Source organism: Deinococcus peraridilitoris DSM 19664 (assembly GCF_000317835.1).
GTDB lineage: Bacteria > Deinococcota > Deinococci > Deinococcales > Deinococcaceae > Deinococcus_A > Deinococcus_A peraridilitoris.
In genome coordinates, this window is sequence record NC_019793.1 from 1,425,941 (window position 1) to 1,447,677 (window position 21,737).

A 21,737-nucleotide genomic window follows, 5' to 3' on the forward strand; every position below is an offset into this window, starting at 1 on the left:
GTCTATGACAACCGCTTTAGAGCGCTGTCAGCTGCCTTTCCACGTTCAGGTCCAGAAGGTCGTGCGCCACGAGCGACCGTGGGCCGTTACCGTCCATTCTGCCCGATCAGGCGTGCGGCTTCGCACAGTGCACCGCCCGCCACGCGGGCAGGAGGCCCGTGAGTGGACGGTCGAACAGGCCTGCCTGAGGTGCGGTGCGAAACAGCTGCTCGAATACTTCCGGTTCAAAGGCAGTGGCCAGCCGCTCGGCGTAGGAATTCAGGACGTTCAGGTAATGCGCCACGCTGTAGTCCCGGACATCCTGATCGCTCAGCGTGACGGTCAGCCCGTCCTCGCGGCGATAGAAACGCACGCGGTCCCCCACTTCCCACTGTCGCCGCCCGGAGTTCAGCAGCGCCTCGTAGGGCGCTTCCTTGCGAACGTCACGCAATTTCAGGTAGTCGGCCGGGGTCTTCGTGACGCGTACGGTGGTCGTGACGTCGGCGCAGGTCAGGGAACGCGCACGCAGCCGCTGCACCGTGCGGTCGAATTCGCGGCGCACCCCTTCGACGTTTCCTTCCAGCAGGTGACGCACGGCGCCTTCCAGGAAACGCTCCGCGTAGGCTTCCGCGCGGCTGGAGCGCAGCGAGGCGCCGCGCAGGATCAGCTGGCCGTCCTCGGTCAGCAGCGCGTAGTTCTTGATCTGGTGACTGAGCATGGCGCGGTAACGCCCTTCGTACTCCAGGTTCACCAGGGGGGGCAGCAGGGCGCTGACGTCCTGCACGAGCTGACGTTCTCGCGTTTCGTCCCAGTCAGGCGGAACGCTGAAGTACACGCCGTCGGTGTCGGCTTCGATCAGGGTGACGCCCGCGCTTTGCAGGGCAGCCAGAACACACGAAAGGGTCTCCCGACCCAGGCGGGTGACTTCGTTGGCCGCATCGGGGTCACCAAAAATCGACATCGCGCCCGCCCCGAGGTACCCGTAAGCGGAATTGATGACGACTTTCATGGCGATCTGCGAAGCCAGGTGCTCTCCGGCGGCCCGCGAGCCTGCCGGTGCGTCCCGGGCGGCCTGCTTGTGTTCCAGCCGCAGGCGGGTGAGGCACTCGACAAGGTGCGAGAAGACACCCAGCGAATCAGACTTCGGTTTGATGCCGTGCGTGCGAATCAGCGAGGGATACAGGCTGGCGATGTCGGCTTTCACCACGCGCGGCAGCACCCCTTCGGCAAACAGATACGTCGCGCCGCCCTGATGGGCGGCGCCCGAGGAGGCCTGCGCGCCGGGCAGGGCGTGCCCTTCGTGCAGGTAAGCGCGCACCAGCATCGGTTCGAGGATTCCCGTGGCCGTGCCCGCGTACGGCAGGCGGTGGTAGGGCCGCGGCGTCATCTGCGCCAGCGCGAAGTACGGCGCCAGCAGCCGCTCGGCCAGCCGGGACACTTCCTGAACGTCCTGCAGCGCGTATCGGCGCACGGCGTCCGGGTCGCGCCGGTAAGTCTCGGCGATCTGGGCGCCGTCCAGGTACACGCGGTCCTCGCTTGCCAGACCGTACGCGCGCGCGAGGGCTTTCAGGCCACGGCCCGCTGCGTCGGTGTCGTGGCCGCGCGCGGCGTCCAGGGTATCGACGATCTCACGTCCCGCGCAGGTCCAGTGCGCGCGGCTGCGACCGTCCTGCACGCGCCACACGCCCCTGGGCCCACCCGCCCGGCCAATGTCGAGCGGAATACGGTGCATTTCGGCACGCTGCATCAAAAAAGGCAGATCGAAATTCATGATGTTGTGGTTCTCGATCACGTCGGGGTCGCGCTCGCGGATGAGACGCACGAACTCGCGGATCAGCGGGGCTTCGTCCTGCCCATGCGGGGCTTCCAGCACCACCTCGCAGCCACGGTTGTCGAGCACGGAAACCATGAAGATCCGCCCGTCGTGCGGACTGAGGCTGGTGGTTTCCAGATCGAATTGCAGGCGGTGCACATCATCAAAGGCCATGGCCTTGAAGTACGTGCGTCCCGTGCGGACAAGGTACTGCTCGATGGGTCCCAGCACGGAATACCCCGACAGGTCGTGCAAACTCACCACCGCCCGCCCCAGGCGTCTGGAGGCCCCGCGCAACAGCTCCCGGCGCAGCCTCCGGCCGTCGTGTGCGTCGATCAGAAAACGCAGCGAACCCGCCGGACCGCGCAGTTGCCGGAAGGACACCGGGGCGCGCGGATCGTCTGCCACGAGCTGTTCTTCCAGGTGTTCGACGTCGCGCAAATCGCGCGCGAACACGAAAGGACGAAAGCGCGTACGTTCCAGCCGCACGCGCGTCCCGTCGCGGCGCCACACCAGCGCCAGGCCACTCCAGTCACAATGAACGCTGACAATGCCCGGGGTGGGGTCGGCGCCGTGCAGCCAGGGGTCAAGGTGAGACGAAGCGCGGTCTGAGAACACCCTTTCATCATGCCTTCTTTCATCATGCTTTCTGCCTGCCGACCGTACGCGATCAAGCGCCGAGGCGCGCTTCCCGCTACCCTGAAAGGCATGAAGCCGCACGTCGTCAGGACACCCCGGTGAAGCTCGACGGCCTGCACTCGCTGCGCGAACTGCTGGGCAGCGCTCAGGCCGGTCGGCCGCTGTTCATCGTGACCGGTCGGCTTCCCGGGCAACTGTGGCAGGTGACCTACCACGCAGGTGACGGGGTCGAGAACGTGGTGGTGGCGCGTGCGTTGCTGGAAGCCGACGGAGCGGTCGTCGCCAGCGTGCGGCGGGCCAAAAGTGCCGATATCAGCGCCGCTTTTCTGTCCTGGCAGGATGACCCGCACGTTCCCCTGCTGAAGCGCGACCTGGCCGGTGGAGGTGCCTGGAGCGCGCAGGTCACGCTGCTCGCCGCCTTTCCGCTCGTGCAACCCCTGCAAGACGGTCCGGACGTCCGCGCCGCGCTGGACGCCTTTGCGCGCCGGGACGACGCCGAGTGGCGCTTTCGGGGCGTGCGCGTCCTGGCCTACCAAGGCAGGCTGCTGGCCTACGCTGCGGATGACGCCGCCCTGCGCGCCCTGCTGCGTCCTTTGTTGCTGCAGGTGCCCGACGCCGTTCTCCGGACATCGGGTGAGGTGCCCGAGCCTCCCGGGGAACAACCCGGCATGCACATAAGACGCCGGGTCCGGCGTCTTATGTGAGGCGTTTTTTTGCCCGTCAGGGGAGGCTCACCCGAAAACGACACAGGCCGGGCTTCAGCCGCCCACCACGAGCGCCTCGAGGATTCGCAGGGCGGGCACCGCGCCAGGCTGTTCCAGCGTCATGGCGCGCAACAGGCCCAGCAGTTCACGCTGCAATGTCCGGTACTCCGTGTTCGGCAGCGCCACCCGACCGACGTCCTGCAAGTGCAGCCCGAAACGCCGCGAGGTATACGCCGCGACGCGCAGGCCCTTCTCGTCCGGACGGGCGCCGGGCAGGAGGGCCGTACGCTGCGCTCCGGGAAACGGAGCACCCGCGCCGAAGAATACTCCGGGGTGTTCCAGGGTCAGTGCGAGCGCCATCCCGAGCGTGGCGGCCGTCTGTGGTCCGCCGTTCCAGACCGTCACTCCGCACACCTGCAAGGTGACCAGCTGTTCGCGCACATCCCAGTGAAGCGGCGTCTCCCCTGCCCCACGCAGCCAGTGCGCCGCGCTGCCCACGTCCGCAGGCAGCGCCGTGTGACCCGCGAGACGCACGGAGAAGTGTTCGGCTTCGCGTTTCAGGTGCAGCGCTCCTGCCTGCAGTTCGTGCAGCTCACCGCCGGAAAGAGATGCGCGCACCACGAACGCCGCAGCGTCACGAACGTCTTGCATCGTGACTTCGCGCTCCCCTCGCGGTGTCACGGCGAACACACGCTCCTCCTCTCGCAGAAAATGCATGCCGTGCATCATCCCGCATCCGGGAGCGTTCTATGGTGACGTGTTTCCCCTCACGCGGGGCGTCCTCCCGTATGGTGAGGTCCGAGTGCCCACAGGGCGCCTTGGGAGCCGCATGAAGCCCAGTGAACTGCAAGACACCCTGCACACCCTCATCGATCGACGCCTGCTCCTGACCGTCATGCTGTGGGGCAAACCCGGCATCGGCAAAAGCGCCATCGTGCATCAGGTCGCCCGGACGCAGGGGCTGCAGGTCGTCGATACCCGCATCAGCCAGCTCGCCCCCACCGATTTGCGCGGTCTGCCCGTGCCCGACCTCGAGCGGGGCGTGGCGCGCTGGCTCGCGCCGCAGTTTCTGCCCCGCGAGCAGAACTGCATCCTGTTTCTCGACGAACTCAATCTGGCCCCGCCCGTCATGCAGGGCATCGCGCAGCAGCTGATCCTCGACCGCCGCGTGGGTGATTACGAGGTACCCGAGGGCGTGTTCATCTGGGCTGCCGGGAACCGCAAGGAAGACCGCGCGGCAGTGTTCGACATGACGCGACCCGTCGCGAACCGCATGATTCATTATCACCTCGAGGAGCAGCTCGACGATTTTCGTGCGTACGCCATGCGGGCCGCCGTTCCCGAGCAGATCATCGCGTTTCTGGGATACCGCCCCGCCCTGCTGCACGACATGAGCGGACCTGGCCTCGCCTTTCCGAGCCCACGCAGCTGGGAAATGGCCGGGCAGCTTCACGCGGCAGGACTGCCGGTGGGTGCGGCGGTGGGGGAAGGTGCGGCGGGTGAGTTCGAGAGCTTCCTGCGGGTGTACGGCCACCTGCCCGACGCGGCGCTGATCCTGGCGCGCGGCGCGGCGTCCGGGATACCCTTTCCGCGTGCCAGCGACGAGCGCTGGGCGATCACCACAGCCCTGGCACTGCGGACCCGCACGCCCGAAGAGGCCGGGAACGCGCTGAAGTGGATTGGGGCAGCGCACCTGGAGTGGATGCAGCTGACCGCCAGCCTGATCATGCCGCGCCTGCGCGCCGAAGGACTCCTCACTGCGTTTGCGCTGCTGCTCACCACCGACAGCGCCCTGGAGCAGCTGATGGACCAGTACACCGACGTGCTCTCGTGACACGGACGCTGCAGGCACGTTTGCAGCGGGCAGTGATTCAACTGCGTGCCCGGCATCCTTTCTTCGGGGTGCTGGCCTTGCATGCCGAAGCGCAGGAGGCAGAGGAGCTGCACGGGCGACCCGTGCGTACGGCCTGCACCGACGGTCGGCGGGTGTACGTCAATCCCGACTTCGCGGCGCGGCTCTCCGATGACCAACTCAGCGGCCTGCTGGTGCACGAGGTGCTGCACGCCGCGCTGCGTCACGTTCCGAGAAGCGCGGGGCGTGACGCGGCGCGCTGGAACGTCGCAGCCGACATTGTCGTGAACGGCCTGGCAGTTCAGGACGGGCACCAGCTGCCCCCGGGAGCGGTGAGGCGGACGACGCTCGAACACCTCAGCGTCGAGGAGGTCTACGGATTGCTCTCGCAGCAAACGCCCCCGGAATTGCCCGAGGCACATCGGGATCTGTTCTGGCCGGGCAAGGAGAACGCAGGTGATGTGGCAGAGCTGGACCGCTTCTGGCAGGCGGCCCTGCAGAATGCGGCAGTGACGGCGCGGCTCCAGGGCCGCCTGCCTGCCGTCGCCGAGCGTGCCTTGCAGTGGGCCGAACCACAAATCGACTGGCGCGGAGTGCTGTGGCGTTATCTGACGCCGAGCCGCACGGATTTCGGCGACCTCGACCGCCGTCACTTGCACCGCGGACTGTATCTGGAGGAACTGATCAGCCTCGACTTGCACGTCGCGCTCTGTGTCGACACCTCGGGCAGTGTCTCAGAGCGGCAGTTGAGCGCCTTCATGGGAGAAGTACGCGGCATTCTCCGCAGCTTCCCGCACCTCTGCGCGCGGCTGTACTTCTCGGATGTGGCGCTGCACGGTCCGTACGATGTGCAAGAGAGCGGCACCTTGATGACACCGAAAGGCGGAGGTGGCACAGACTTCCGGGCGTTCTTCCGGGCGACGGAGGACGCCACGTTGAGGGTCTACCTTACCGACGGACACGGCCGTTTTCCGGAAACGGAACCGCCCGGCGACACGCTGTGGGCCGTGCCACCGGGTGGACTGCCCGACGAGCGGTTTCCGTTCGGGCAGGTGCTGCGCCTTCTCTGAAGCAGTCAGCAACGGGGCGCGCCCCGGAGCGACCGGTCATAAATGACGAAAGCGGCCAATCCTGGCCGCTGATAAAAACAATATAGCGTCATATGCATTCCGCGTCAAGTTATGCGCCCGAAAAGCGGACAAAAGTGGTTAGGGGTATACAGAAGGGATGGGAAAGGCTGTTCCAGACGTGAGTCTGCTGAGCAGTTACGCGGAGGGCTACCACGACCTGTTCCACGAGCCTCGCCGCCATGCAGGCTCCCCAGCCACCCTCAACAGCATTCGCCATCCTGGGAACGAAGGTCCGCTACGGAATTGCTGCGGCGTCCCGCTGCATGATTCCAGCTTGCACGGCTTCACCAATAATCCGTTGTGCCAGCTGCCAGAACTCCGGAAATTCTCGCAGGTATTTGTGCTTGAGCTGCAATACCCGTCTGGCCGTCAGTTCAGGATGTGCTGCCGAGCCTCGCCCCCCTTTGCCCCACGTCAGAAGCATGGGTTGAAGCGCGTCCAGGGCTCTGGCAAAACGGGCTTCAACGGTCTGCCAGGCTTCGAACTCATCCCACAAACTCCGGAAATACCGCTCCTGCGTACTGGAAAGTATTCCGAAGAGCTTTTCGGCCGCTTCCCGTTCTTTTTCCGCGACCTGGATCAGGTGTTGATCAGGCGTATCAAAATGCGTGTCGCCTGCGTAGATTTCCACGAGATCATGAACAATCAGCAACTCCACGACACGCCCGATATTTGTTCCTGGTGGCGCGTACTCGCCAAGCGTCAGGGCTGTTAGAGCGAGGTGCCACGAGTGTTCCGCGCTATTTTCCGTTCGGCTGCCATCATGCAGCAGGGTGCTTCGGAGAACTGTTTTCAGTTTGTCGCACGTCAGCAAGAAATCGACTTGGGTATCCAGGTGCTCCATGACCGAGTGTAGGACCAGAAGACTCCGAGCAGACCTGTGGAGTCACAGATTTCTTACCCAAAGCTTAGATCTGGCTCAAACAATGGTAACCCCTGGCATAACTGCGCATGAATAACAGCTGCATACAAGTGCCTGAACAAAAAGTCACGATGGAGCGCGGAGGGCGCCAGCAGTACAGTGCGTCCCCAGGAGGACCTATGCATTTCAAACATTCATTCCGTCCGTTGATTGGTACTTCGCTGGCGCTGGCCCTTGCCGCTTGCGGTCAGCAACCCATCAGCTCCACATCGCAAGCCCCGCAGAGCACGAGTCCGACTCCGACCAGCACCGCAAAGCCGGCAGCTTCCGGTGACATCGAACGCACCCTTGCCCTGCCCCCCACCGACGGCTTCGGCATGAAGCTGCGTGTGGATGGACAGGGCAACCTCTACACCCTCCTCACCCGAATTCTCGAGGAGGGAGAAGGCAATGACGGACGCTACGAAAGCATTCTCCGCAAGCATACCCCTCAGGGAAGTCTGGAATGGGAAAAAACCTTCGCGCAAATCTCCCCCATCGACTTCGCCGTCAATCGGCAGGGAGCGGTCGCATTCATCGGCAACCGGTTGGAAGATACCCCCTGCGACAACCCGCTCAAACACCTGTACCTGTGCGATTACACGGGCATCACCCACAAATTCGACACGCATGGGAACGTGGTCTTCTCTGTCGAGCGTCCCTCCGGGCGGACCTTCGACAATCCCTCTTTCACTGCCGTGGCCATCGGTGAAGCGGGCGGCGTGTACACCTACGGGCACGGGCTGGCGCAACAGTTTGACGACGCCGGGAAGGCGGTCTGGAAAACAGTCCTGCAAGGCAGCAACTTCCATCCGAAACTCACCGTAGATTCTCAGAACAACGTGTACTTCGTTCGTTCGAACGATACTGAAACAAACCGGCAGATGGTGTTTCTGACAAAGCTCGATGCTGGGGGGCAGATCCAATTCTCGCGTGACTGGGGACTTGGCGTATTCAGCGTTCCCGAAGCGCTGGGATTGAGCAGTGACGGAAACGTATACACCTTGTGGCGGAGCCTCCAGGAAGGCACGACCTACCGTGCCTTCCTGAAGAACTACGCTCAGAACGGCACCTGGAACTTCAATCAGGAAGTCGGAAAGACCACGGTCGGTGGCTTCCCGCCGATTCAGGGCATGGTCGTGAGCGGTCAGAGCGCCTACCTGTACGGCTCTCAGGTGGATTACGACAGCGGCAGCCCGACCCGGGACACCCCCTACCTTGCGAAACACGACGCGAGTGGAGCGCGCGTGTGGACCAAGGACCTGCGTTCCATGCTGCGAGGAGGGACAATTGATGATGTCACCTCCGGGCCGGATGGGAAACTGTATGTGGTGTACGGAAGTGGCGAGGAATACCACGTCGCCATCATGACTCCTTGAGTGATGAAACGCTCAGGTGGCTGCGCAGCTGGCCGGGTGGGCCACACGTGAATTGCCAGCCGCAGGCCCGACAGCGAAAGCGCTGCTTGCCGCTCGTGACGTGGCGGTTCTTGACGACGCAGATCGACTGACAGCGGGCACAACGCGTCGTGTTCATACTCCATTCAACACCCGTCATCCTCTGAAAGCACGACCGTTTGAATGCATAACTTGACAGGCAGTGCATAACACGCTATTTTATTTTTATCAGCGGCCAAAAGGCCGCTTTTTTGATGGATTGCCTGCTTGCATGGTCTTCCTGTGAACGCAAGCGGGTGCGCGGCGCTTACACTGGCGCAATGAGACGTCTTTCTGCCAACAAAGTCCTGCAGCTGAGCATCATCGCTGCGCTGCTGTGTCTGGTCATCGGCGTTTGGGTGTTCGTGGCGACCCGCTCCTGGTGGACGGTCCTGCCCCTGGCACTGGCGTTCTGGTTTGCTCTCGACGCCGGGCGGGCACGCGGCTGGCAGGACCCCGAGAACCCCGACTCACCGCGTTCGGGGTGAGGGCCCTCTTCGAACGCGTTCCGGGATGGGGCCGCATGCCTTGAGGCCCTCCTCACCCTCACGTGGCGCCCGTGCGCTGGAGTGAAGGGATGCACGACGTTCCCTACCTCGACACGGCACACCTGCTGACCTTTGGTGAGGCGCAGGAGGCCTACCGGTTGGCTCGGCTGTTCGACCCCGACCGCCGCTGGACAGCGCTGCTGTATCTCGCGACCCTTACGCCCTACCTGTGGGAAGCAGTTCGGCCACACCTCGACTTCGAAGGTGATTTTGCCGACCTGGAACAGGTCAGCGGCATCACGCGCGGCGAAGCGCTGGTGTTGGGGCTGGCCAGCAACCTGTTCCGCATGGAGGGTGCCGTGGACATGACCGAACTCGCCGACGGCCTCGACGACGAGGTGTGGGACATTGCGCTCACCGCGCTCAGGCTTTACCGCGACAGTTGAGCCTCACGGGCGTCAAGGAGCCCGTCGGCGCTATCTTGCGGAAGTGACGCGCCCGCAATCGTACCTTCAGCTCGTGGAGCTGCTCGATTACGTTTCGATGGTGCTGTCGCGCGGCATTCCGGGAGCCGTGTGGGTACAGGCGGAGATCGCTTCGCTCACCGACCGTCGTCATCTGTATCTCGACCTCGTGCAGCACGACGAAAGTGGACGTGAGGTCGCCAAAACACGCGCCAACCTGTGGGCGGGTGAGCGTTTCCGGCTGGAAGGCAAATTCAAGAAGGCGACCGGCGGGGGCCTCAAGCAGGACACCAAGGTGCTGCTGCACGTGGTGCCGGATTTTCATCCGCAGTACGGTTTTTCGCTGACGGTGATCGACCTGTCGCCCGAATTCACGCTAGGGGACATGCAGCAGAAGCTGCAGGGTATCCGTGAAACGCTGCAGCGTGAAGGAGCCTATGAACACCAGCGGACACTGACATTGCCTGCCGACTTCACGCGTGTCGCGGTGGTGAGCCCCAAACGCGCGGCCGGACTGGGCGACTTTCGGCGTGAAGCCGACCGGCTGGAGCACGCCGGGGTGTGTACCTTTGCGTATTTTGAGGCGACCTTTCAGGGCCGCGAGGCGAGCGCTTCGCTGCTTTCCGCGCTGGCCCAGGCACAACTGGCGCATGCAGCCGAGGCCTTCGACGCACTGGTGATCATTCGTGGGGGCGGCGCGAGCACCGACCTGGCGTGGCTGAACGACCTCACGCTCGCGCGGGCCGTCAGCGCCCTGCCAATGCCGGTCGTGACGGGCATTGGGCATGCGCGTGACGACACAATCCTGGACGAAGTCGCCGCGCGGCGCTGTGATACCCCGTCCAAGGCCATCGCCTTTATTTCCGGACGTATTGTGGCGGCTGCCGCCGAGGCGCGCGCGGCGTACCACGCCATTCAGGTGGGTGGCCAGGAGCGGCTGCAACAGGCCCAGTTCGAACTGGAGCGCACTCATCTTCGTGCTGAGCGTGCGGCACGCTCGCTTGTGAACGCCCGCAGCGCCGAAGTGCATCACCTGATGCGGGCGGTGCTGGGTCTCACGCCCGAACGCACCCTGCGCCGGGGGTATGCACTGGTCCGGGCGCGCGAAACCAGCACTGGACAGCCTGTGGTGACCAGCGCCCGGGAAGCCGCACGCCATGCCCGCTTGACCGTGCAGTTTTTCGATGGAAAGGTGGACTTTTCGCGTGACGATCAAATTCAAGACCCACTATGAGACCCTGGCGCGCATCGCAGCCCGCCTGGAGGAAGGCGACGCCGACATCGACGAGGTGCTGCCGCTGCTGGAAGAAGCAAAAGCGGCCTACGCCGCCTGTCAGGAGCGCCTGGAAGCCGTTCGCCGGGCGCTGGGTGACGCACCAGCAGAAGTACCGGACAGCGACGAACTTGAGGTATGAGGTTCGTTCGCTGCGCCTGTTCTTGTGAGAAGGCGGCCTCCGGGGCCCCTTGAGCCTCCGCAGCCTACATGCTAAACTGCTTCGCTGATGACCCGCCTTGGCGGGACTTTGTGTCGCGCCGAAAAGTTGCCGTTCCAGACCGGAACAGACGGAAAGCAAAGCGGGGCGGGAAGGAAGAAACGATGTTTGCAATCATTCAAAGCGGGGGCAAGCAGTACCGCGTCCAAGAAGGCGACACGCTGCGCGTCGAAAAACTCAGTGGTGAAGCGGGCGAAAAGCTCTCCCTCACCCCGATCTTTGTGGGCGGCGCCGAGACGTTGATCGGTGACGCTGCCAGCAAGCTGACGGTCAGCGCCGAAGTCGTCGAGCACGGCCTGGGCAAGAAAATCTACATCCGCAAGTACAAGAGTGGTATCCAATACCGCCGCCGCACGGGTCACCGCCAGCAGTTCACGGCGATCAAGATCCTCGGCATCGCCTGATTCGACAAGAGCATCAAGAGCGAGGTGAAATGAAATGGCACACAAGAAAGGCGTAGGCTCGACCAAGAACGGTCGTGACAGCAATCCCAAGTACCTGGGCGTCAAGAAGTTCGGCGGCGAGAAAGTCCTGGCCGGCAACATCCTGGTGCGTCAGCGTGGGACCAAGTTCAAGGCAGGCGTGGGCGTCGGCATGGGCCGTGACCACACCCTGTTCGCACTGGTCGAAGGCACCGTGACCTTCGCCAACAAGGGCAACAAGGGCCGCTTCATCAGCGTGCAGCCCCTCGTGCAAGTCGCCGCGGACTGAGTTTCCGGCAACCCAGACGAACACGACCCGGGGGCGCAAGCCCCCGTTTTCATTGAAAGCAGGCAGGAATGGCGTTTCGTGATGTGCTAGAGATCGACGTGACCGCAGGCAATGGCGGCGACGGCGCCATGAGTTTCCACCGCGCCAAGTACATGGCCAAGGGCGGTCCTGACGGTGGCCACGGCGGCAAGGGCGGCAGCGTGTATCTGCGCGCCACGCAGAACATTGCCAGCCTCGACACCCTGGTGGGTCAGCGCCGCTTCAAGGCCGAAAGTGGCCGCTATGGAGAGGGCCGTCTGCGGGCCGGCGCGGACGGGCAGGACCTCTTCATCGACGTGCCAGTGGGCACCACGGCCTTCGACGCCGAAACCGGCAAGGTTATCGCCGACCTCACCGAGATCGGGCAGGTCAAGGTCGTGGCGCGCGGTGGTCTGGGCGGACGCGGCAACAGCGTGTTTGTCAGCGCCACCCGTCAGGCTCCCCGCTTCGCGGAGCTGGGCACCAAAGGCGAAAAGCGCCGCCTCCGGCTGGAACTGCGCCTGATCGCCGACGTGGGCCTGGTAGGCTACCCCAACGCGGGCAAGTCAAGTCTGCTGGCGGCACTCTCGCGCGCCAACCCGGCCATCGCGGATTATCCTTTTACGACCCTCTCCCCCATCCTGGGCGTCGTCGAGGACCCGGAGCACGACCGCCGCTTCACGCTGGCCGACATTCCCGGCATCATCGAAGGCGCCAGCGAAGGAAAAGGCCTCGGCCTGGAGTTTCTGCGGCACATCAGCCGCACGCGCCTGCTGGTCTACGTGCTGGCCGCCGACCGTGATCCTGCCGGAGAGCTGGAACACCTGCAGGCCGAGCTGCGCTCGTATGATCCGAGTCTGCTGGAAAACGCCGCGCTGATCGTGCTCAACAAACTCGATCTGATCAAGGCGGAAGACGGCGGCACCGACGAGGCCCTCGCCAGAATGCTCGAAGAAGACCTGGCGCGCTTTGGCCTGCCGGTCCTGAAAATCAGCGCCCAGACGGGCGAAGGGCTGCTGGCGTTGCGTGACACCATTCTGGACGTGCTGCCCTCGCGTGAAGCCTGGGTGGAAACGCACGCCCTGGAAGAGGAACCCGACGTTCTGCAAGGCCCGGCTCCCCTGCGAATCGAGCCGGCCCACACGAATGTCGGCACCGAAAAGGAAGAGCGGGTGTGGGTGGTCAAGGGAGGTGGTTTCGAGGAGCGGCTGGCCCGCTTCGAGCGGCATCTTGACGACGCGGCCGAGTACCTGACCGGGTACTTCAAACGTCAGGGCCTCACCAACGCCCTGAAGCGTGCCGGGGTAAAAGAAGAGGACACCGTCGAGATCGGGCCTTTCCGCTTTCAGTACTACGAGGATGAAAAGTGACTCAAGTGAGCGGGTAGCCCTCCGTCAGCTTCACTTGGCACAATCTGATCACGCGCGTTCCCGAAGGCTGTGCGCTTCACAGCCTTCGGGAACCACACTCGGGTATACTTCCCGTGCGGCGGAGGCCGTTTGAACCCTGTGGTGAGCCTTGTTGCTGTTTCCGTGAATGCGCCCGGCGCAGACCTCGATTCGTGGTGTGACCGCGTCCGCCTGATGGTCAAACCACGCCGCTTCGAGCACGTTCTGCGGGTCGCGCAGCTGGCCAGCGACATCGCGCTGGCCAACGGCATCGATCCGCTGCGTGCTTACACCGCCGGCATCCTGCACGACGTTGCCCGTGATCTGCCGGACCGGGAACTGCTGCGCCTCGCGCCGCCCGAATGCCCCATCGACAGCGCGCACCCGCTGGCGCTGCACGGACGGGCAGGGCGCGTGCTGCTGGAGCGCTGGGGCTACGGTGACGCGGTGGTGCTCGAAGCAGTCGAGGATCACACCACCGGGCCGCGGGGTCCCAACGGTGTCGCGATGGCAGTGTACGTGGCCGACGTGAGCGAGCCGGGACGTGGAGTCAACGACGACATCCGGGGCCTCGCTTTGCAGGATCTGGAAGCCGCCCTCAAGCTGGCCGTCGGTTCGAAGGTGCGCTACCTGCGCGGGCGGGGCATTGAGGTTCATCCCCGGACCCTGCGCGCCTTCGAGGCACTGGATCTCGCCGAATAAACGGCATGCCGGACGGTTTTAACCCGTGACCTTTGACCTTCGACGGCCAGCCTCTGGCCTGCTTCCAAGACTTTTGCTGGTGAACGTATGAATGTGTCCGCATGAGCCATAAGCCCAAACAGTCCGCTGCGCCCAAGCCGACCGAGTTCTACTCGGAAGCGGGCCGCACCGTGCCCGTCTGGCGGGCGTGGCAGCTGGCGTCGATTGCACTGGCCACCCTGTCGCTTGCCGGATACTGGACCCTCACCAGCACGGCCGGTGAGGTCCGGCGGGCGGCGCTCGTCACGCCCGAAGGGCAGCCGCCGCGTTTCACGGTGCTGCTGGCGGGCCGCGACATCGCGTACTGCTACTACCGTACGCCCTGTCAGGACCAGAACTCCGAGCGGGCGCAGCGCGAGAGCCGCACCGACACGCTGATGCTGATGAAGGTGGACGGCACCCGCGTGAACATCCTGACCGTTCCGCGCGACACCCAGGCAGGCAGCTTCGATTCGTTTCTGGACGCCGGTTCCCAGAAGATCAACGCCGCGTACGCCTTTGGCGGTCCCGAGCAGCTGGTTTCACGCATCGAGGAGATCACCGGGGAGCGCATCGATTACTACGCGGTCGTGCGCACCGACTTCGTGGCCGCCGTCATCAGCGCGCTGGGCGGACTGGTCGTGAACGTACCGGCCAAAATCGACTTCGACGATTACGCGGCCGGACTGCACGTGCACCTGGAAAGCGGTCCGCAGCGCCTGAACGGCAAAGAAGCCGTGGCGTTCCTGCGTATGCGCAAGGGCGTCGGAGACGATTACGGCCGCATGGACCACCAGAAGGCCGCCATCGCGCAGCTGGTGGACAAGCTGCGCACCCCGGGTGGTCTGGCAGGCGCACTGCCGGCGATCCTGCGCGGTTTTTCCGGCAGCGTGCAGACCAACGCCGATCCCGCGCTGATTCAGCAGATGGTACCTTACCTGCGCGACTACAAGCTCTCGTTTGCCACATTGCCCACGCGGGAAATTCCGGGAACCACCAACCTGATGCCCGACCGCGAAGCGCTCGCCGAATTATGGGGCGGCGCCAGTACGACCCTTGCCAGCGAGCAGAGCGTTCCGGTGCGGATCGTGGACGCGAGCGGCACCGGGCTCGGCCCGAAGGTGGCCTGGGCCCTCAAGGCGCGTGGTTTTCGCGTTACCGAGGTGAGCGACTCGGCCATCAGCGGTGAGCGCAGCCAGGTCTTTACCCTCAGCGAAGTCGGCAGTGCCGAAAGCGTGTCACGCTGGCTCGATCTGCCCCGCCTGCAGGGTCTGCGTTTTCCCGTCGAGCGGGGTGAAGTCGGGGTGTACCTTGGAACGGACGCCCGGGCCCGCTACGCCGAACTCGCACGACTGCCCCTTTCTCTTCGCCCCTGATTCCTTCTCGGAGAACTTATGCCTGATTCCCCTGTTTCCGGTTCCACCCTTGATTCCGCCACCCACACGCAGCTGCGCGCGGTCGTGCAGGCGGCGCGCGAACGGCGCGCCGAGGATGTTACGGTCCTCGACCTCACCCATATTTCCAGTACGCTCGACTACTTCGTGATCTGCACCGCGACTGCCGGTTTGCAGCTCAACGCGGTGCAGCAGAACATCCGCGAGAAAAGCCGGGAAGTCGGGCTGCCCCAACCCAGCGTCGAGGGCCCCAGCGAGCGCTGGCTGCTGCTGTCCTTTGGCTCGATCGTCGTGCACATCATGACCAGGGAAGCCCGCGAGTACTACGACCTCGAAGGATTGTGGAACGACGCGCGCCTGTTGGAGTTTCCCGACGACACACAACTGTCCTGAGCGGTCAGTACCCAGTACCACGGCGGCGGGCTCTGGCCTGCCGCCGTGACTTATCCCCTGGAAGCGAGCTTGTCCGTTCGTGGCAGGCGGCGTGACCATGACGAGGTCATGGATGCACGCTCCTCGGCGGTCACGCTGAGTGCGAGTACCATGCGGGTACCGCCAGGCTCGTCCTGTAGCAGGATATCGCCCCCGTGCGCCTGCAAGAAGCGCCGCGCGATCGCCAGGCCCAGGCCGTGCCCGGCCACCACCGCACCGGGCACGCGGTAAAACGGTTCGAAGATCCGCTCGCGGTCCTGCGGCGGAATGCCCGGACCGCGGTCCACGACGTGAACCTCGGGTCCTCGCTCGCCGCGCCGCAGTTCGATGCGCACGTCGTCGGACGAATACTTCAGGGCATTTTCGAGCACGTTCTCCACGGCCTGCTTGAACCGCACCGGGTCGACGCTCCACACCAGTTCCTCCCCGGCGTGAATGCTGACGCGTGAAAGGGCTCCGGCCACTTCCAGCAGCAGTACGCTCAGGTCCTGTGCCGAGCGGTTGAGCTCGGGTTGCGCGTACACGGCTTCCAGCCGGGAAAGGTCGCTCAGTACGGCCAGTTGCGCGGCGCTGTCGCACAGGCGCTGCAGCAGCCGGGCGCGTTCGGCTTCTCCGATCAGCTCGTCGTGCTGCAGCAGATCGGCCACCAGCGCCAGCTGCTGCAGGGGGCGTCGCAGTTCGTGCGACGCCATCAGGCTCAGCTCGCGCGACATGCGGGCCTGCTGCGAGCGCAACTGCCGCTCGCGGCCCCACAGGTGAATCAGGTGGGTCACCAGGCTCGCCAGGGCCACCGCCGCCAGCGCACCCGTGGCAGCCAGCCAAATCTGCAGCCAGCGGGTCTGCTCGTAGACGTCTTCGCGTAGTTGCTGCAGTCGCTCGCGCCCTTGCAGGCTCAGGGTGTCGGCTTCCTGCTGGGCGTGCAGCAGGGCGTGCAGGTCGTTCTGGCGTACACCCTGCTCGAAGAGGGTACGGACGCGCGCCAGCCGGGCCGGTCCCAACGCCTCGACCTGCGGCAGCTCCTTGAATTCCTCGGCTTCGTTCAGAAAGCTGGAGCGAATTGCCTCGATCCGCTCCTCCTCAGAAGCGTGGTCGAGATCGAGCGAAGGCTCAAGCCGCCCCAGAATGACCCGCGAGATCTGCTGCGAGAGCACCTGATAGGGGTGCGCCGTCCAGCTGGCCCGGTCATCGGTCAGCGTGCGCAGCGAGGACGTAAAGGACAGCGCGATCAGCAGGGCCACCAGCAGCCCGGGCAGCAGGGCCACCAGCAGGCTGCGTCTGAGCGAGATCGAGCGGTCCCCGGGGTTCATGACGTGTTCCGCGGAGCCTCGTGGGATGTGCGGCTGGTGGCCTTATCGGCAGCGTGCGTCATGGCGTGCGAACCTTGTTCACGTACCACACCCATTGCGCGCCGTACTTGAGTTCGGGAAAGCGCCGGGCATAGGCGTGGGTAGGAAACACCACGGTCAACGGTCCCTTGTTCTGCATGGAAATCGGCTCTCCATCGGCACGGTACGCCAGCAGCACCGGGTAGTCCTCGTAATCGCGTCGGGCGATGGTGGATCCGTAGTTGTTGACGGCTTCCAGGCGCAGGTCGCGGCCCTGCAACCCGACTTCCTTGGCGAGGTCGGAGAGCAGCACCCCCTGGTAAGCGAAGGTCTTGTTCAACTGCGGATGCTCGGTGCGGTACTCGACGGCCCGCAAGGCTTCGAGTTGCCGCAGGGTGAAGAGGCGCTCACCCGTCGGGGTGTCGACGCGCAGCAGGATTTTTTCACCCTCCGCGCGCGCTGGCAGTGCGCGCGGAGGGTGCACCTCGCGGTAAGCCATCGGCGTACTGCAGGCAGGCAGCAGCGCGGCCAGGCAGCACAACCAAAGCGGGCGGGGCAACACGCATCAGCATAGTCAAAAGTCCCAGTTTATCGCAAGCTGATTTTTCTCATGAACAAAGTTGCGTGCAGGAAAAACTCACGCTCCGCAGCGCGGACAAACGCACGTCCGCGTCTTCATCGACTGCGGGTTCAGGGTTGCACGTTCGGGTGATGCGGGAGGTCATTCTGCCGGTCTGGGTCCACTGGGACCAGCCGAACGCGGGTGTTGTGAAAGGTGCTACCACCGCCCAGATCAGTCAAAGTTTCAGCCGTGAGGGCGTTGACGCTTTTGCCATCCGGGGCGCTGAGTCCCCACCAGGTGCCTTCCAGCACCGCGACGCCCCGCTGAACTGCGTCGCTGATCCGTACCCGGCGCGTGATGCAGCCGGTTTCGCTCTGCACCTGCACCAAGGCGCCGTCGGTCACACGGTCACGCCGGGCGTCTTCCGGGTGGACGAGCACCTGCGGCTCTCCTCCTTCGGCGCGGGTCAGCTGGTCGAGGTTGCCGTACGTGCTGTTGAGAAAGTGGTGCGCGGGCGGCGTCAGGAGCCGCAGGGGATAACTGGCGTTCAGCTGCGCCCGTGGTTCGGTGTGGCGCGGCACCGGCGAGAAACGCACCTTGCCGGAAGGCGTGTGTGCTCCGTTGGCGTACGGCAGAAAGCGCTCGGGCAACGACAGGCGCACCGAACCCTCGCGCCTGAGTTTCTCGGGCGTGATGCCGGCCAGATGCGGATGCTCTGTGGCGAGCAGCTCGGTGAGCAGCTCGTCCATGCTCCAGTACAGGCTGGGCTCCTCGATGCCCAGGCGCCGCCCGAGCTCTCCAAACACCCAGGAGTTCGGGCGGGCTTCACCTGAGGGGGGCAGGGTGGCGTCGTTGTAGGACAGATAGTGGTGCCCGTAGCTGGTGTAAAGGTCGGCGTGTTCCAGGAAGGTCGTGGCGGGCAGCACGAAGTCTGCCAGGCGCGCCGATTCGGTCATGGCCTGTTCCAGCACCACCGTCAGCATGTCCGGTCGGGCCATTCCGGCACGCACCCGTTCGGAGTCGGGCGCGACGACCGCCGGGTTGCAGTTGTACACGAAGAGCGCCTTGACGCCCCGTTCAGGCGCGAGCGCGCTTGCCAGCTCGTTCATGTTGACGCGCGGCGTGGCGCTTTCGATCAGGTGGGCCGCACCCAGACGCGTGCGGTTGAGCGCAAACGCGCCGCTGGTGGTGAGGGTACAGCCGCCGCCACGGTGCTGCCAGTCGCCCAGCAGGGCGGGCAGCAGCGTCACGGCGCGCAGGTTGCTGCCGCCGTTCTCGTGGCGGGTCATGCCGTACCCCACCCGGATGTAGGTAGGACGGGTGGTTCCCAGGGCACGGGCGAGGTCCTGAATCTCGCTTTCGCTCAGGCCGGTCACGTCACTTGTGCGCGCCAGGGACCAGGCTTCACACTCGGCACGAAACGCCCCAAAATCCTCACCGGCGCGCGCGAGGTAAGCCTCGTCATGCCAGCCGGACGCGATGATGATGCGCGACAGGCCCAGCACCAGGGCCGCGTCGGTGCCGGGCCGGATCTTGAGGTGCCAGTCGGCATACAGGCTGGTTTTGTTGCGGTAAGGATCGATGTGGACAATTCGCGCGCCGTTCTTGCGGGCCTGGGTGAGCCAGGGGGTCAGGTGCGAGTTGGTCGTCAGGCTGTTGATGCCCCACAGCAGAATCAGGCGGGCGTGGGGCACGTCCTCGGGATCGACGCCAAGGCGGGGACTGCCGTACCCGAGCTCCCAGGCGGCGCTGCCAGCGGTCGCACAGATGGTCTCTTCCAGTTCCGGTGCGCCCAGCGCGCGAAAAAAGGCGTGTACATGTGAGCCTTCCCGCAGCCCCATGGTGCCCGCGTAGTTGTAGCGCAGAATCGACTGCGGCCCGTACCGATCGAGAATTTCGCGCAGACGTACGGCGATGTCATCGAGGGCCTGCTCCCAGGACACGCGCACGAACTCACCGTTCACCTTCTTGAGCGGATACAGCGGCCGTTCGGGATGATACTGGCGCGCGGGGTAGTGAACGGTTTTGGCACAGGCGAATCCGCGGGTGATGGGATGACGCGAATCCCCACCGATGTTCACCGCCCGCTCGACACCGTCCTGTCCGGTGACGAGGCGCACCTTCAGCCGGCAGGCATCCGGGCAGTCAAGCGGGCAGGTCAGCACGACTTCACGGGAAGTCTCGGAAGCGGAAATCGAAGCGCGCGTCATCCGGCACAGTGTACGGCGCGACCGGCGAACCAAACCCGATCAAGCTCACTTGCCAGGCCGGCAAGGCTCAAGACGAACTTCAGAAGAGTCCCGGACACGGTCAGTTCGAGCAGTTTAGAGTGAAATCAACGATTTGCACGCTTTTTTCGCTCGCTGCGCCATCCCATGTTGATCTGCCCCATGTTGATCTGCCCCTCGGACACTTCATCTTGCAGCACCATTTTTGCAGGCCTCTGGTTTTCAGGCATTCGGCACGAACGCCTCCGCCCGGACCTTTCAGGAGATTGTGATGAACACGCGAATTCCAGCTTGTGTTTCACCGAAGTTGGGGGCGGCCTGACATGCAGGCCACCCTGGTCTACAACCCCATGGCCGGCGGGGCGAGCCGCGTCCAGCCTGAGGAGCTGCAGCGCGCCCTGACCGAGGCCGGTTTCCACCCGGTCTACCAGGAGACCACCACCGAGGCTGACCTCGATGAAGTGCTGGACAACGCGCGCGATCTGGTTGTGGCGGTGGGAGGTGACGGCACGGTGCGCGCGGTTGCCAAGCGGCTGATACGTCGCAGCCTGCGCGGCGAGGGTGTGCCGCTTGCCATCCTGCCGCTCGGCACGGCCAACAACATTGCCCGAACCCTGGACCTCAGCGGCACTCCCCTCGAGCTGGCCGCGCGCCTGAAAGCAGGAGAGCAGCGCGCCTTCGACGTGGGCAAGATCACCGCGCCCTGGGGCGAGGAGTTTTTTCTGGAAGCGGCGGGTTGCGGGCTGTACGCCGAGGTCCTGGCGGCATACGACCCCGAGGAAGGCAAGAGTGTCTCACGGGCGCTGAGCACCCTGGGAAATACCCTGAGTACGTATGTGCCGCTCGACTTACAGCTCGTGCTGGACGGACAGCTCCTGTCCGGTTCGTTTCTACTGGCCGAGATGCTGAACACCTGTGCGACCGGACCCCGGCTCAAACTGGCTCCCGCCGCCAGCACGGAAGACGGCCTGCTCGATCTGGTGCTGGTGAGCGCCGAAGACCGTGACCACACTTTGCAGTACCTGCGCTGCCTCGTCACGGGCGAACTGCATACCCTGCCCAGCGTGCGTACCCTGCAGGGGCGTCATCTGCGTGTCACGTGGAAGGGTCAGGCAGTGCACGTGGACGGTGAAGTGCGACCGGTGCGCGGTCACGAGGAGTTGCCCCCGGTGCTGACCGAGGAGGGAACGCTGGACATCGAGGTGCTGCCCGGCGCCCTGACGCTGCTGCTGCCCGCTTCGGAAGTGTGTCCGCCCGAGGCAAGGGCAGAAGGTCAGCCGACCTCGTCACGTGAAGAGGCCGCTTTTCCCCGGGAGGTGTCGGCATGACGCCCGCGAGCGGGCCAATGATGCGCCTTGATCTGCATTGTCACTCGGAAGCGTCACATGACTGCCTGACCCCGCTGACGACCTTTCCGGACCGCTGCCTGGCTCGCGGGGTCGTGGTGCAGGCGGTGACCGACCACGATCAGATCTGGGGTGCGCAGCAACTGCAGCAGTTTGTGCGAAACAGCGAATTTGCCGATCGCTTCACGGTGATCGTGGGCGAGGAGGTGAGCACCCGGGAAGGCGAGATCGTAGGCCTGTTTTTGCAGGAGCGTATTCCCCCTGGCCTGAGTCCGGAAGAGACGGTGCGCGAAATCAAGGCGCAGGGTGGGCTGGTGCTGTTGCCGCACGGCTTTGATCCACTCAAGCGCCATCGCCTGCGCCCCGCGGCACGTGAACGCATTGCCGATCAGATCGATATCGTCGAGAGCTTTAATGCGCGGATCTCACGCCCGAAGTGGAACCGCGCCGCCGAGACCTGGGCGCGCGCGCGGAACCTCCCGGTTTCGGGAGGCTCGGATGCGCACACCTGGCGACAGCTCGGCGACGCCTGGACCGAGGTGCCCCGGCGATCCGTCGATACGCCGCAGGATCTGCTCGAAGTGCTGCACCTGGGATCGGTGCTGGGTGAATGGACACATCCTGTGCGGGCTTTTGTGTACAAGCAGCTGGTGCAGTGGAAGGAGCGGCGCGGCAGCGCCACTTATGGGCGGTAGGATCTCACCACGACATGCT

Annotated in this window: 24 protein-coding genes; 16 read left to right on the forward strand and 8 right to left on the reverse strand. The window is 64.7% G+C overall.

Annotation, left to right across the window (positions count from 1 at the left end):
- Positions 1–106: 106 nt before the first annotated feature.
- Positions 107–2,410 carry a 3'-5' exonuclease gene (locus tag DEIPE_RS06865; RefSeq protein ID WP_015235253.1) on the reverse strand — a complete coding sequence of 768 codons (2,304 nt, stop codon included), beginning with the start codon at positions 2,408–2,410 and terminating at the stop codon, positions 107–109.
- A gap of 119 nt (positions 2,411–2,529) precedes the next feature.
- Between DEIPE_RS06865 and DEIPE_RS06870 the strand changes: the two genes are divergently transcribed.
- Positions 2,530–3,135 carry a hypothetical protein gene (locus DEIPE_RS06870; RefSeq protein ID WP_015235254.1) on the forward strand — a complete coding sequence of 202 codons (606 nt, stop codon included), beginning with the start codon at positions 2,530–2,532 and terminating at the stop codon, positions 3,133–3,135.
- A 54-nt stretch (positions 3,136–3,189) separates the two neighbouring features.
- Here the strand turns inward: DEIPE_RS06870 and DEIPE_RS06875 are convergent, their stop codons facing one another.
- Positions 3,190–3,852, reverse strand: coding sequence for a hypothetical protein (locus DEIPE_RS06875; protein WP_083865744.1), 663 nt, complete (start codon positions 3,850–3,852; stop codon positions 3,190–3,192).
- Positions 3,853–3,964: 112 nt separating this feature from the next.
- On the opposite strand from DEIPE_RS06875, the gene DEIPE_RS06880 reads away from it, so the two are divergent.
- Positions 3,965–4,969 carry an ATP-binding protein gene (locus tag DEIPE_RS06880; RefSeq protein WP_041230741.1) on the forward strand — a complete coding sequence of 335 codons (1,005 nt, stop codon included), beginning with the start codon at positions 3,965–3,967 and terminating at the stop codon, positions 4,967–4,969.
- Complete coding sequence (locus tag DEIPE_RS06885) at positions 4,966–6,057, forward strand: vWA domain-containing protein (protein WP_015235257.1); 1,092 nt, start codon at positions 4,966–4,968, stop codon at positions 6,055–6,057. Before DEIPE_RS06880 ends, DEIPE_RS06885 begins: the two co-directional genes overlap by 4 nt.
- Positions 6,058–6,352: 295 nt before the next feature.
- Here the strand turns inward: DEIPE_RS06885 and DEIPE_RS06890 are convergent, their stop codons facing one another.
- Complete coding sequence (locus tag DEIPE_RS06890; RefSeq protein WP_015235258.1) at positions 6,353–6,961, reverse strand: HD domain-containing protein; 609 nt, start codon at positions 6,959–6,961, stop codon at positions 6,353–6,355.
- 197 nt (positions 6,962–7,158) lie between these two features.
- Between DEIPE_RS06890 and DEIPE_RS06895 the strand changes: the two genes are divergently transcribed.
- Complete coding sequence (locus tag DEIPE_RS06895) at positions 7,159–8,397, forward strand: NHL repeat-containing protein (RefSeq protein WP_015235259.1); 1,239 nt, start codon at positions 7,159–7,161, stop codon at positions 8,395–8,397.
- Here DEIPE_RS06895 and DEIPE_RS25465 read toward each other — a convergent pair.
- The gene (locus DEIPE_RS25465; RefSeq protein WP_425387707.1) at positions 8,384–8,623 is read right to left on the reverse strand and encodes an IS1/IS1595 family N-terminal zinc-binding domain-containing protein; all 240 of its coding nucleotides are present in this window, start codon (positions 8,621–8,623) and stop codon (positions 8,384–8,386) included. The two genes, DEIPE_RS06895 and DEIPE_RS25465, sit on opposite strands and share 14 nt — an antisense overlap.
- A 112-nt stretch (positions 8,624–8,735) precedes the next feature.
- Here DEIPE_RS25465 and DEIPE_RS06900 point away from each other — a divergent pair, with 112 nt between their 5' ends.
- The 10 genes from DEIPE_RS06900 (at position 8,736) to rsfS (ending at position 15,523) form a co-directional block, all read left to right on the forward strand.
- Positions 8,736–8,942, forward strand: a complete 207-nt coding sequence (locus DEIPE_RS06900) for a hypothetical protein (RefSeq protein ID WP_041230742.1) — start codon at positions 8,736–8,738, stop codon at positions 8,940–8,942.
- 89 nt (positions 8,943–9,031) lie between these two features.
- Positions 9,032–9,388: a hypothetical protein gene (locus tag DEIPE_RS06905; protein WP_015235261.1), complete on the forward strand. Its 357-nt coding sequence runs from the start codon at positions 9,032–9,034 to the stop codon at positions 9,386–9,388.
- A gap of 43 nt (positions 9,389–9,431) precedes the next feature.
- Positions 9,432–10,640: an exodeoxyribonuclease VII large subunit gene (gene xseA, locus DEIPE_RS06910; RefSeq protein ID WP_015235262.1), complete on the forward strand. Its 1,209-nt coding sequence runs from the start codon at positions 9,432–9,434 to the stop codon at positions 10,638–10,640.
- A complete protein-coding gene (gene xseB / locus DEIPE_RS06915; RefSeq protein WP_015235263.1) occupies positions 10,612–10,821 on the forward strand; it encodes an exodeoxyribonuclease VII small subunit in 210 nt (69 codons plus the stop codon). Before xseA ends, xseB begins: the two co-directional genes overlap by 29 nt.
- 182 nt (positions 10,822–11,003) lie before the next feature.
- Positions 11,004–11,303, forward strand: a complete 300-nt coding sequence (gene rplU / locus DEIPE_RS06920) for a 50S ribosomal protein L21 (protein ID WP_015235264.1) — start codon at positions 11,004–11,006, stop codon at positions 11,301–11,303.
- 34 nt (positions 11,304–11,337) lie between these two features.
- Entirely contained in the window at positions 11,338–11,610 is a 273-nt protein-coding gene (gene rpmA / locus DEIPE_RS06925) for a 50S ribosomal protein L27 (protein WP_015235265.1), read from the forward strand.
- A 68-nt stretch (positions 11,611–11,678) separates the two neighbouring features.
- Positions 11,679–12,998, forward strand: coding sequence for a GTPase ObgE (obgE, locus tag DEIPE_RS06930; protein WP_015235266.1), 1,320 nt, complete (start codon positions 11,679–11,681; stop codon positions 12,996–12,998).
- A 213-nt stretch (positions 12,999–13,211) separates the two neighbouring features.
- Positions 13,212–13,718: a bis(5'-nucleosyl)-tetraphosphatase (symmetrical) YqeK gene (gene yqeK, locus DEIPE_RS06935; protein ID WP_052326772.1), complete on the forward strand. Its 507-nt coding sequence runs from the start codon at positions 13,212–13,214 to the stop codon at positions 13,716–13,718.
- A 101-nt stretch (positions 13,719–13,819) separates the two neighbouring features.
- A complete protein-coding gene (locus DEIPE_RS06940; RefSeq protein WP_015235268.1) occupies positions 13,820–15,112 on the forward strand; it encodes an LCP family protein in 1,293 nt (430 codons plus the stop codon).
- Between the two features lie 18 nt (positions 15,113–15,130).
- Entirely contained in the window at positions 15,131–15,523 is a 393-nt protein-coding gene (gene rsfS / locus DEIPE_RS06945; protein WP_015235269.1) for a ribosome silencing factor, read from the forward strand.
- Between the two features lie 50 nt (positions 15,524–15,573).
- Here rsfS and DEIPE_RS06950 read toward each other — a convergent pair whose 3' ends face one another.
- The 4 genes from DEIPE_RS06950 to DEIPE_RS25250 all read right to left on the reverse strand — a co-directional run bounded on the left by DEIPE_RS06950 (position 15,574) and on the right by DEIPE_RS25250 (position 19,907).
- Positions 15,574–16,869, reverse strand: a complete 1,296-nt coding sequence (locus DEIPE_RS06950) for a sensor histidine kinase (RefSeq protein WP_015235270.1) — start codon at positions 16,867–16,869, stop codon at positions 15,574–15,576.
- Between the two features lie 58 nt (positions 16,870–16,927).
- Positions 16,928–17,446 carry a putative pterin-binding protein gene (locus tag DEIPE_RS06955; RefSeq protein ID WP_157448792.1) on the reverse strand — a complete coding sequence of 173 codons (519 nt, stop codon included), beginning with the start codon at positions 17,444–17,446 and terminating at the stop codon, positions 16,928–16,930.
- Between the two features lie 131 nt (positions 17,447–17,577).
- Positions 17,578–19,659 carry a molybdopterin oxidoreductase family protein gene (locus DEIPE_RS06960; RefSeq protein WP_015235272.1) on the reverse strand — a complete coding sequence of 694 codons (2,082 nt, stop codon included), beginning with the start codon at positions 19,657–19,659 and terminating at the stop codon, positions 17,578–17,580.
- 125 nt (positions 19,660–19,784) lie between these two features.
- On the reverse strand, positions 19,785–19,907 hold the full coding sequence (locus tag DEIPE_RS25250; RefSeq protein ID WP_281168006.1) for a hypothetical protein: 123 nt from the start codon (positions 19,905–19,907) through the stop codon (positions 19,785–19,787).
- A 93-nt stretch (positions 19,908–20,000) separates the two neighbouring features.
- On the opposite strand from DEIPE_RS25250, the gene DEIPE_RS06965 reads away from it, so the two are divergent.
- Both DEIPE_RS06965 and DEIPE_RS06970 read left to right on the forward strand, forming a co-directional pair.
- Entirely contained in the window at positions 20,001–21,005 is a 1,005-nt protein-coding gene (locus DEIPE_RS06965) for a diacylglycerol/lipid kinase family protein (protein ID WP_015235273.1), read from the forward strand.
- A complete protein-coding gene (locus DEIPE_RS06970; protein ID WP_015235274.1) occupies positions 21,002–21,718 on the forward strand; it encodes a PHP-associated domain-containing protein in 717 nt (238 codons plus the stop codon). Before DEIPE_RS06965 ends, DEIPE_RS06970 begins: the two co-directional genes overlap by 4 nt.
- Positions 21,719–21,737 lie beyond the last annotated feature (19 nt).

What these genes read in the sequence shown, in the direction of transcription:
- DEIPE_RS06875 (WP_083865744.1), bottom strand. Translation starts at nt 3,852, where the DNA reads ATGCATTTTCTGCGAGAGGAGGAGCGTGTGTTCGCCGTGACACCGCGA.
- DEIPE_RS06880 (WP_041230741.1), top strand. Translation starts at nt 3,965, where the DNA reads ATGAAGCCCAGTGAACTGCAAGACACCCTGCACACCCTCATCGATCGA.
- DEIPE_RS06890 (WP_015235258.1), bottom strand. Translation starts at nt 6,961, where the DNA reads ATGGAGCACCTGGATACCCAAGTCGATTTCTTGCTGACGTGCGACAAA.
- DEIPE_RS06895 (WP_015235259.1), top strand. Translation starts at nt 7,159, where the DNA reads ATGCATTTCAAACATTCATTCCGTCCGTTGATTGGTACTTCGCTGGCG.
- DEIPE_RS25465 (WP_425387707.1), bottom strand. Translation starts at nt 8,623, where the DNA reads ATGCACTGCCTGTCAAGTTATGCATTCAAACGGTCGTGCTTTCAGAGG.
- DEIPE_RS06900 (WP_041230742.1), top strand. Translation starts at nt 8,736, where the DNA reads ATGAGACGTCTTTCTGCCAACAAAGTCCTGCAGCTGAGCATCATCGCT.
- DEIPE_RS06905 (WP_015235261.1), top strand. Translation starts at nt 9,032, where the DNA reads ATGCACGACGTTCCCTACCTCGACACGGCACACCTGCTGACCTTTGGT.
- rplU (WP_015235264.1), top strand. Translation starts at nt 11,004, where the DNA reads ATGTTTGCAATCATTCAAAGCGGGGGCAAGCAGTACCGCGTCCAAGAA.
- rpmA (WP_015235265.1), top strand. Translation starts at nt 11,338, where the DNA reads ATGGCACACAAGAAAGGCGTAGGCTCGACCAAGAACGGTCGTGACAGC.
- obgE (WP_015235266.1), top strand. Translation starts at nt 11,679, where the DNA reads ATGGCGTTTCGTGATGTGCTAGAGATCGACGTGACCGCAGGCAATGGC.
- yqeK (WP_052326772.1), top strand. Translation starts at nt 13,212, where the DNA reads ATGGTCAAACCACGCCGCTTCGAGCACGTTCTGCGGGTCGCGCAGCTG.
- DEIPE_RS06940 (WP_015235268.1), top strand. Translation starts at nt 13,820, where the DNA reads ATGAGCCATAAGCCCAAACAGTCCGCTGCGCCCAAGCCGACCGAGTTC.
- rsfS (WP_015235269.1), top strand. Translation starts at nt 15,131, where the DNA reads ATGCCTGATTCCCCTGTTTCCGGTTCCACCCTTGATTCCGCCACCCAC.
- DEIPE_RS06950 (WP_015235270.1), bottom strand. Translation starts at nt 16,869, where the DNA reads ATGAACCCCGGGGACCGCTCGATCTCGCTCAGACGCAGCCTGCTGGTG.
- DEIPE_RS06960 (WP_015235272.1), bottom strand. Translation starts at nt 19,659, where the DNA reads ATGACGCGCGCTTCGATTTCCGCTTCCGAGACTTCCCGTGAAGTCGTG.
- DEIPE_RS25250 (WP_281168006.1), bottom strand. Translation starts at nt 19,907, where the DNA reads ATGCCTGAAAACCAGAGGCCTGCAAAAATGGTGCTGCAAGATGAAGTG.
- DEIPE_RS06965 (WP_015235273.1), top strand. Translation starts at nt 20,001, where the DNA reads ATGCAGGCCACCCTGGTCTACAACCCCATGGCCGGCGGGGCGAGCCGC.
- DEIPE_RS06970 (WP_015235274.1), top strand. Translation starts at nt 21,002, where the DNA reads ATGACGCCCGCGAGCGGGCCAATGATGCGCCTTGATCTGCATTGTCAC.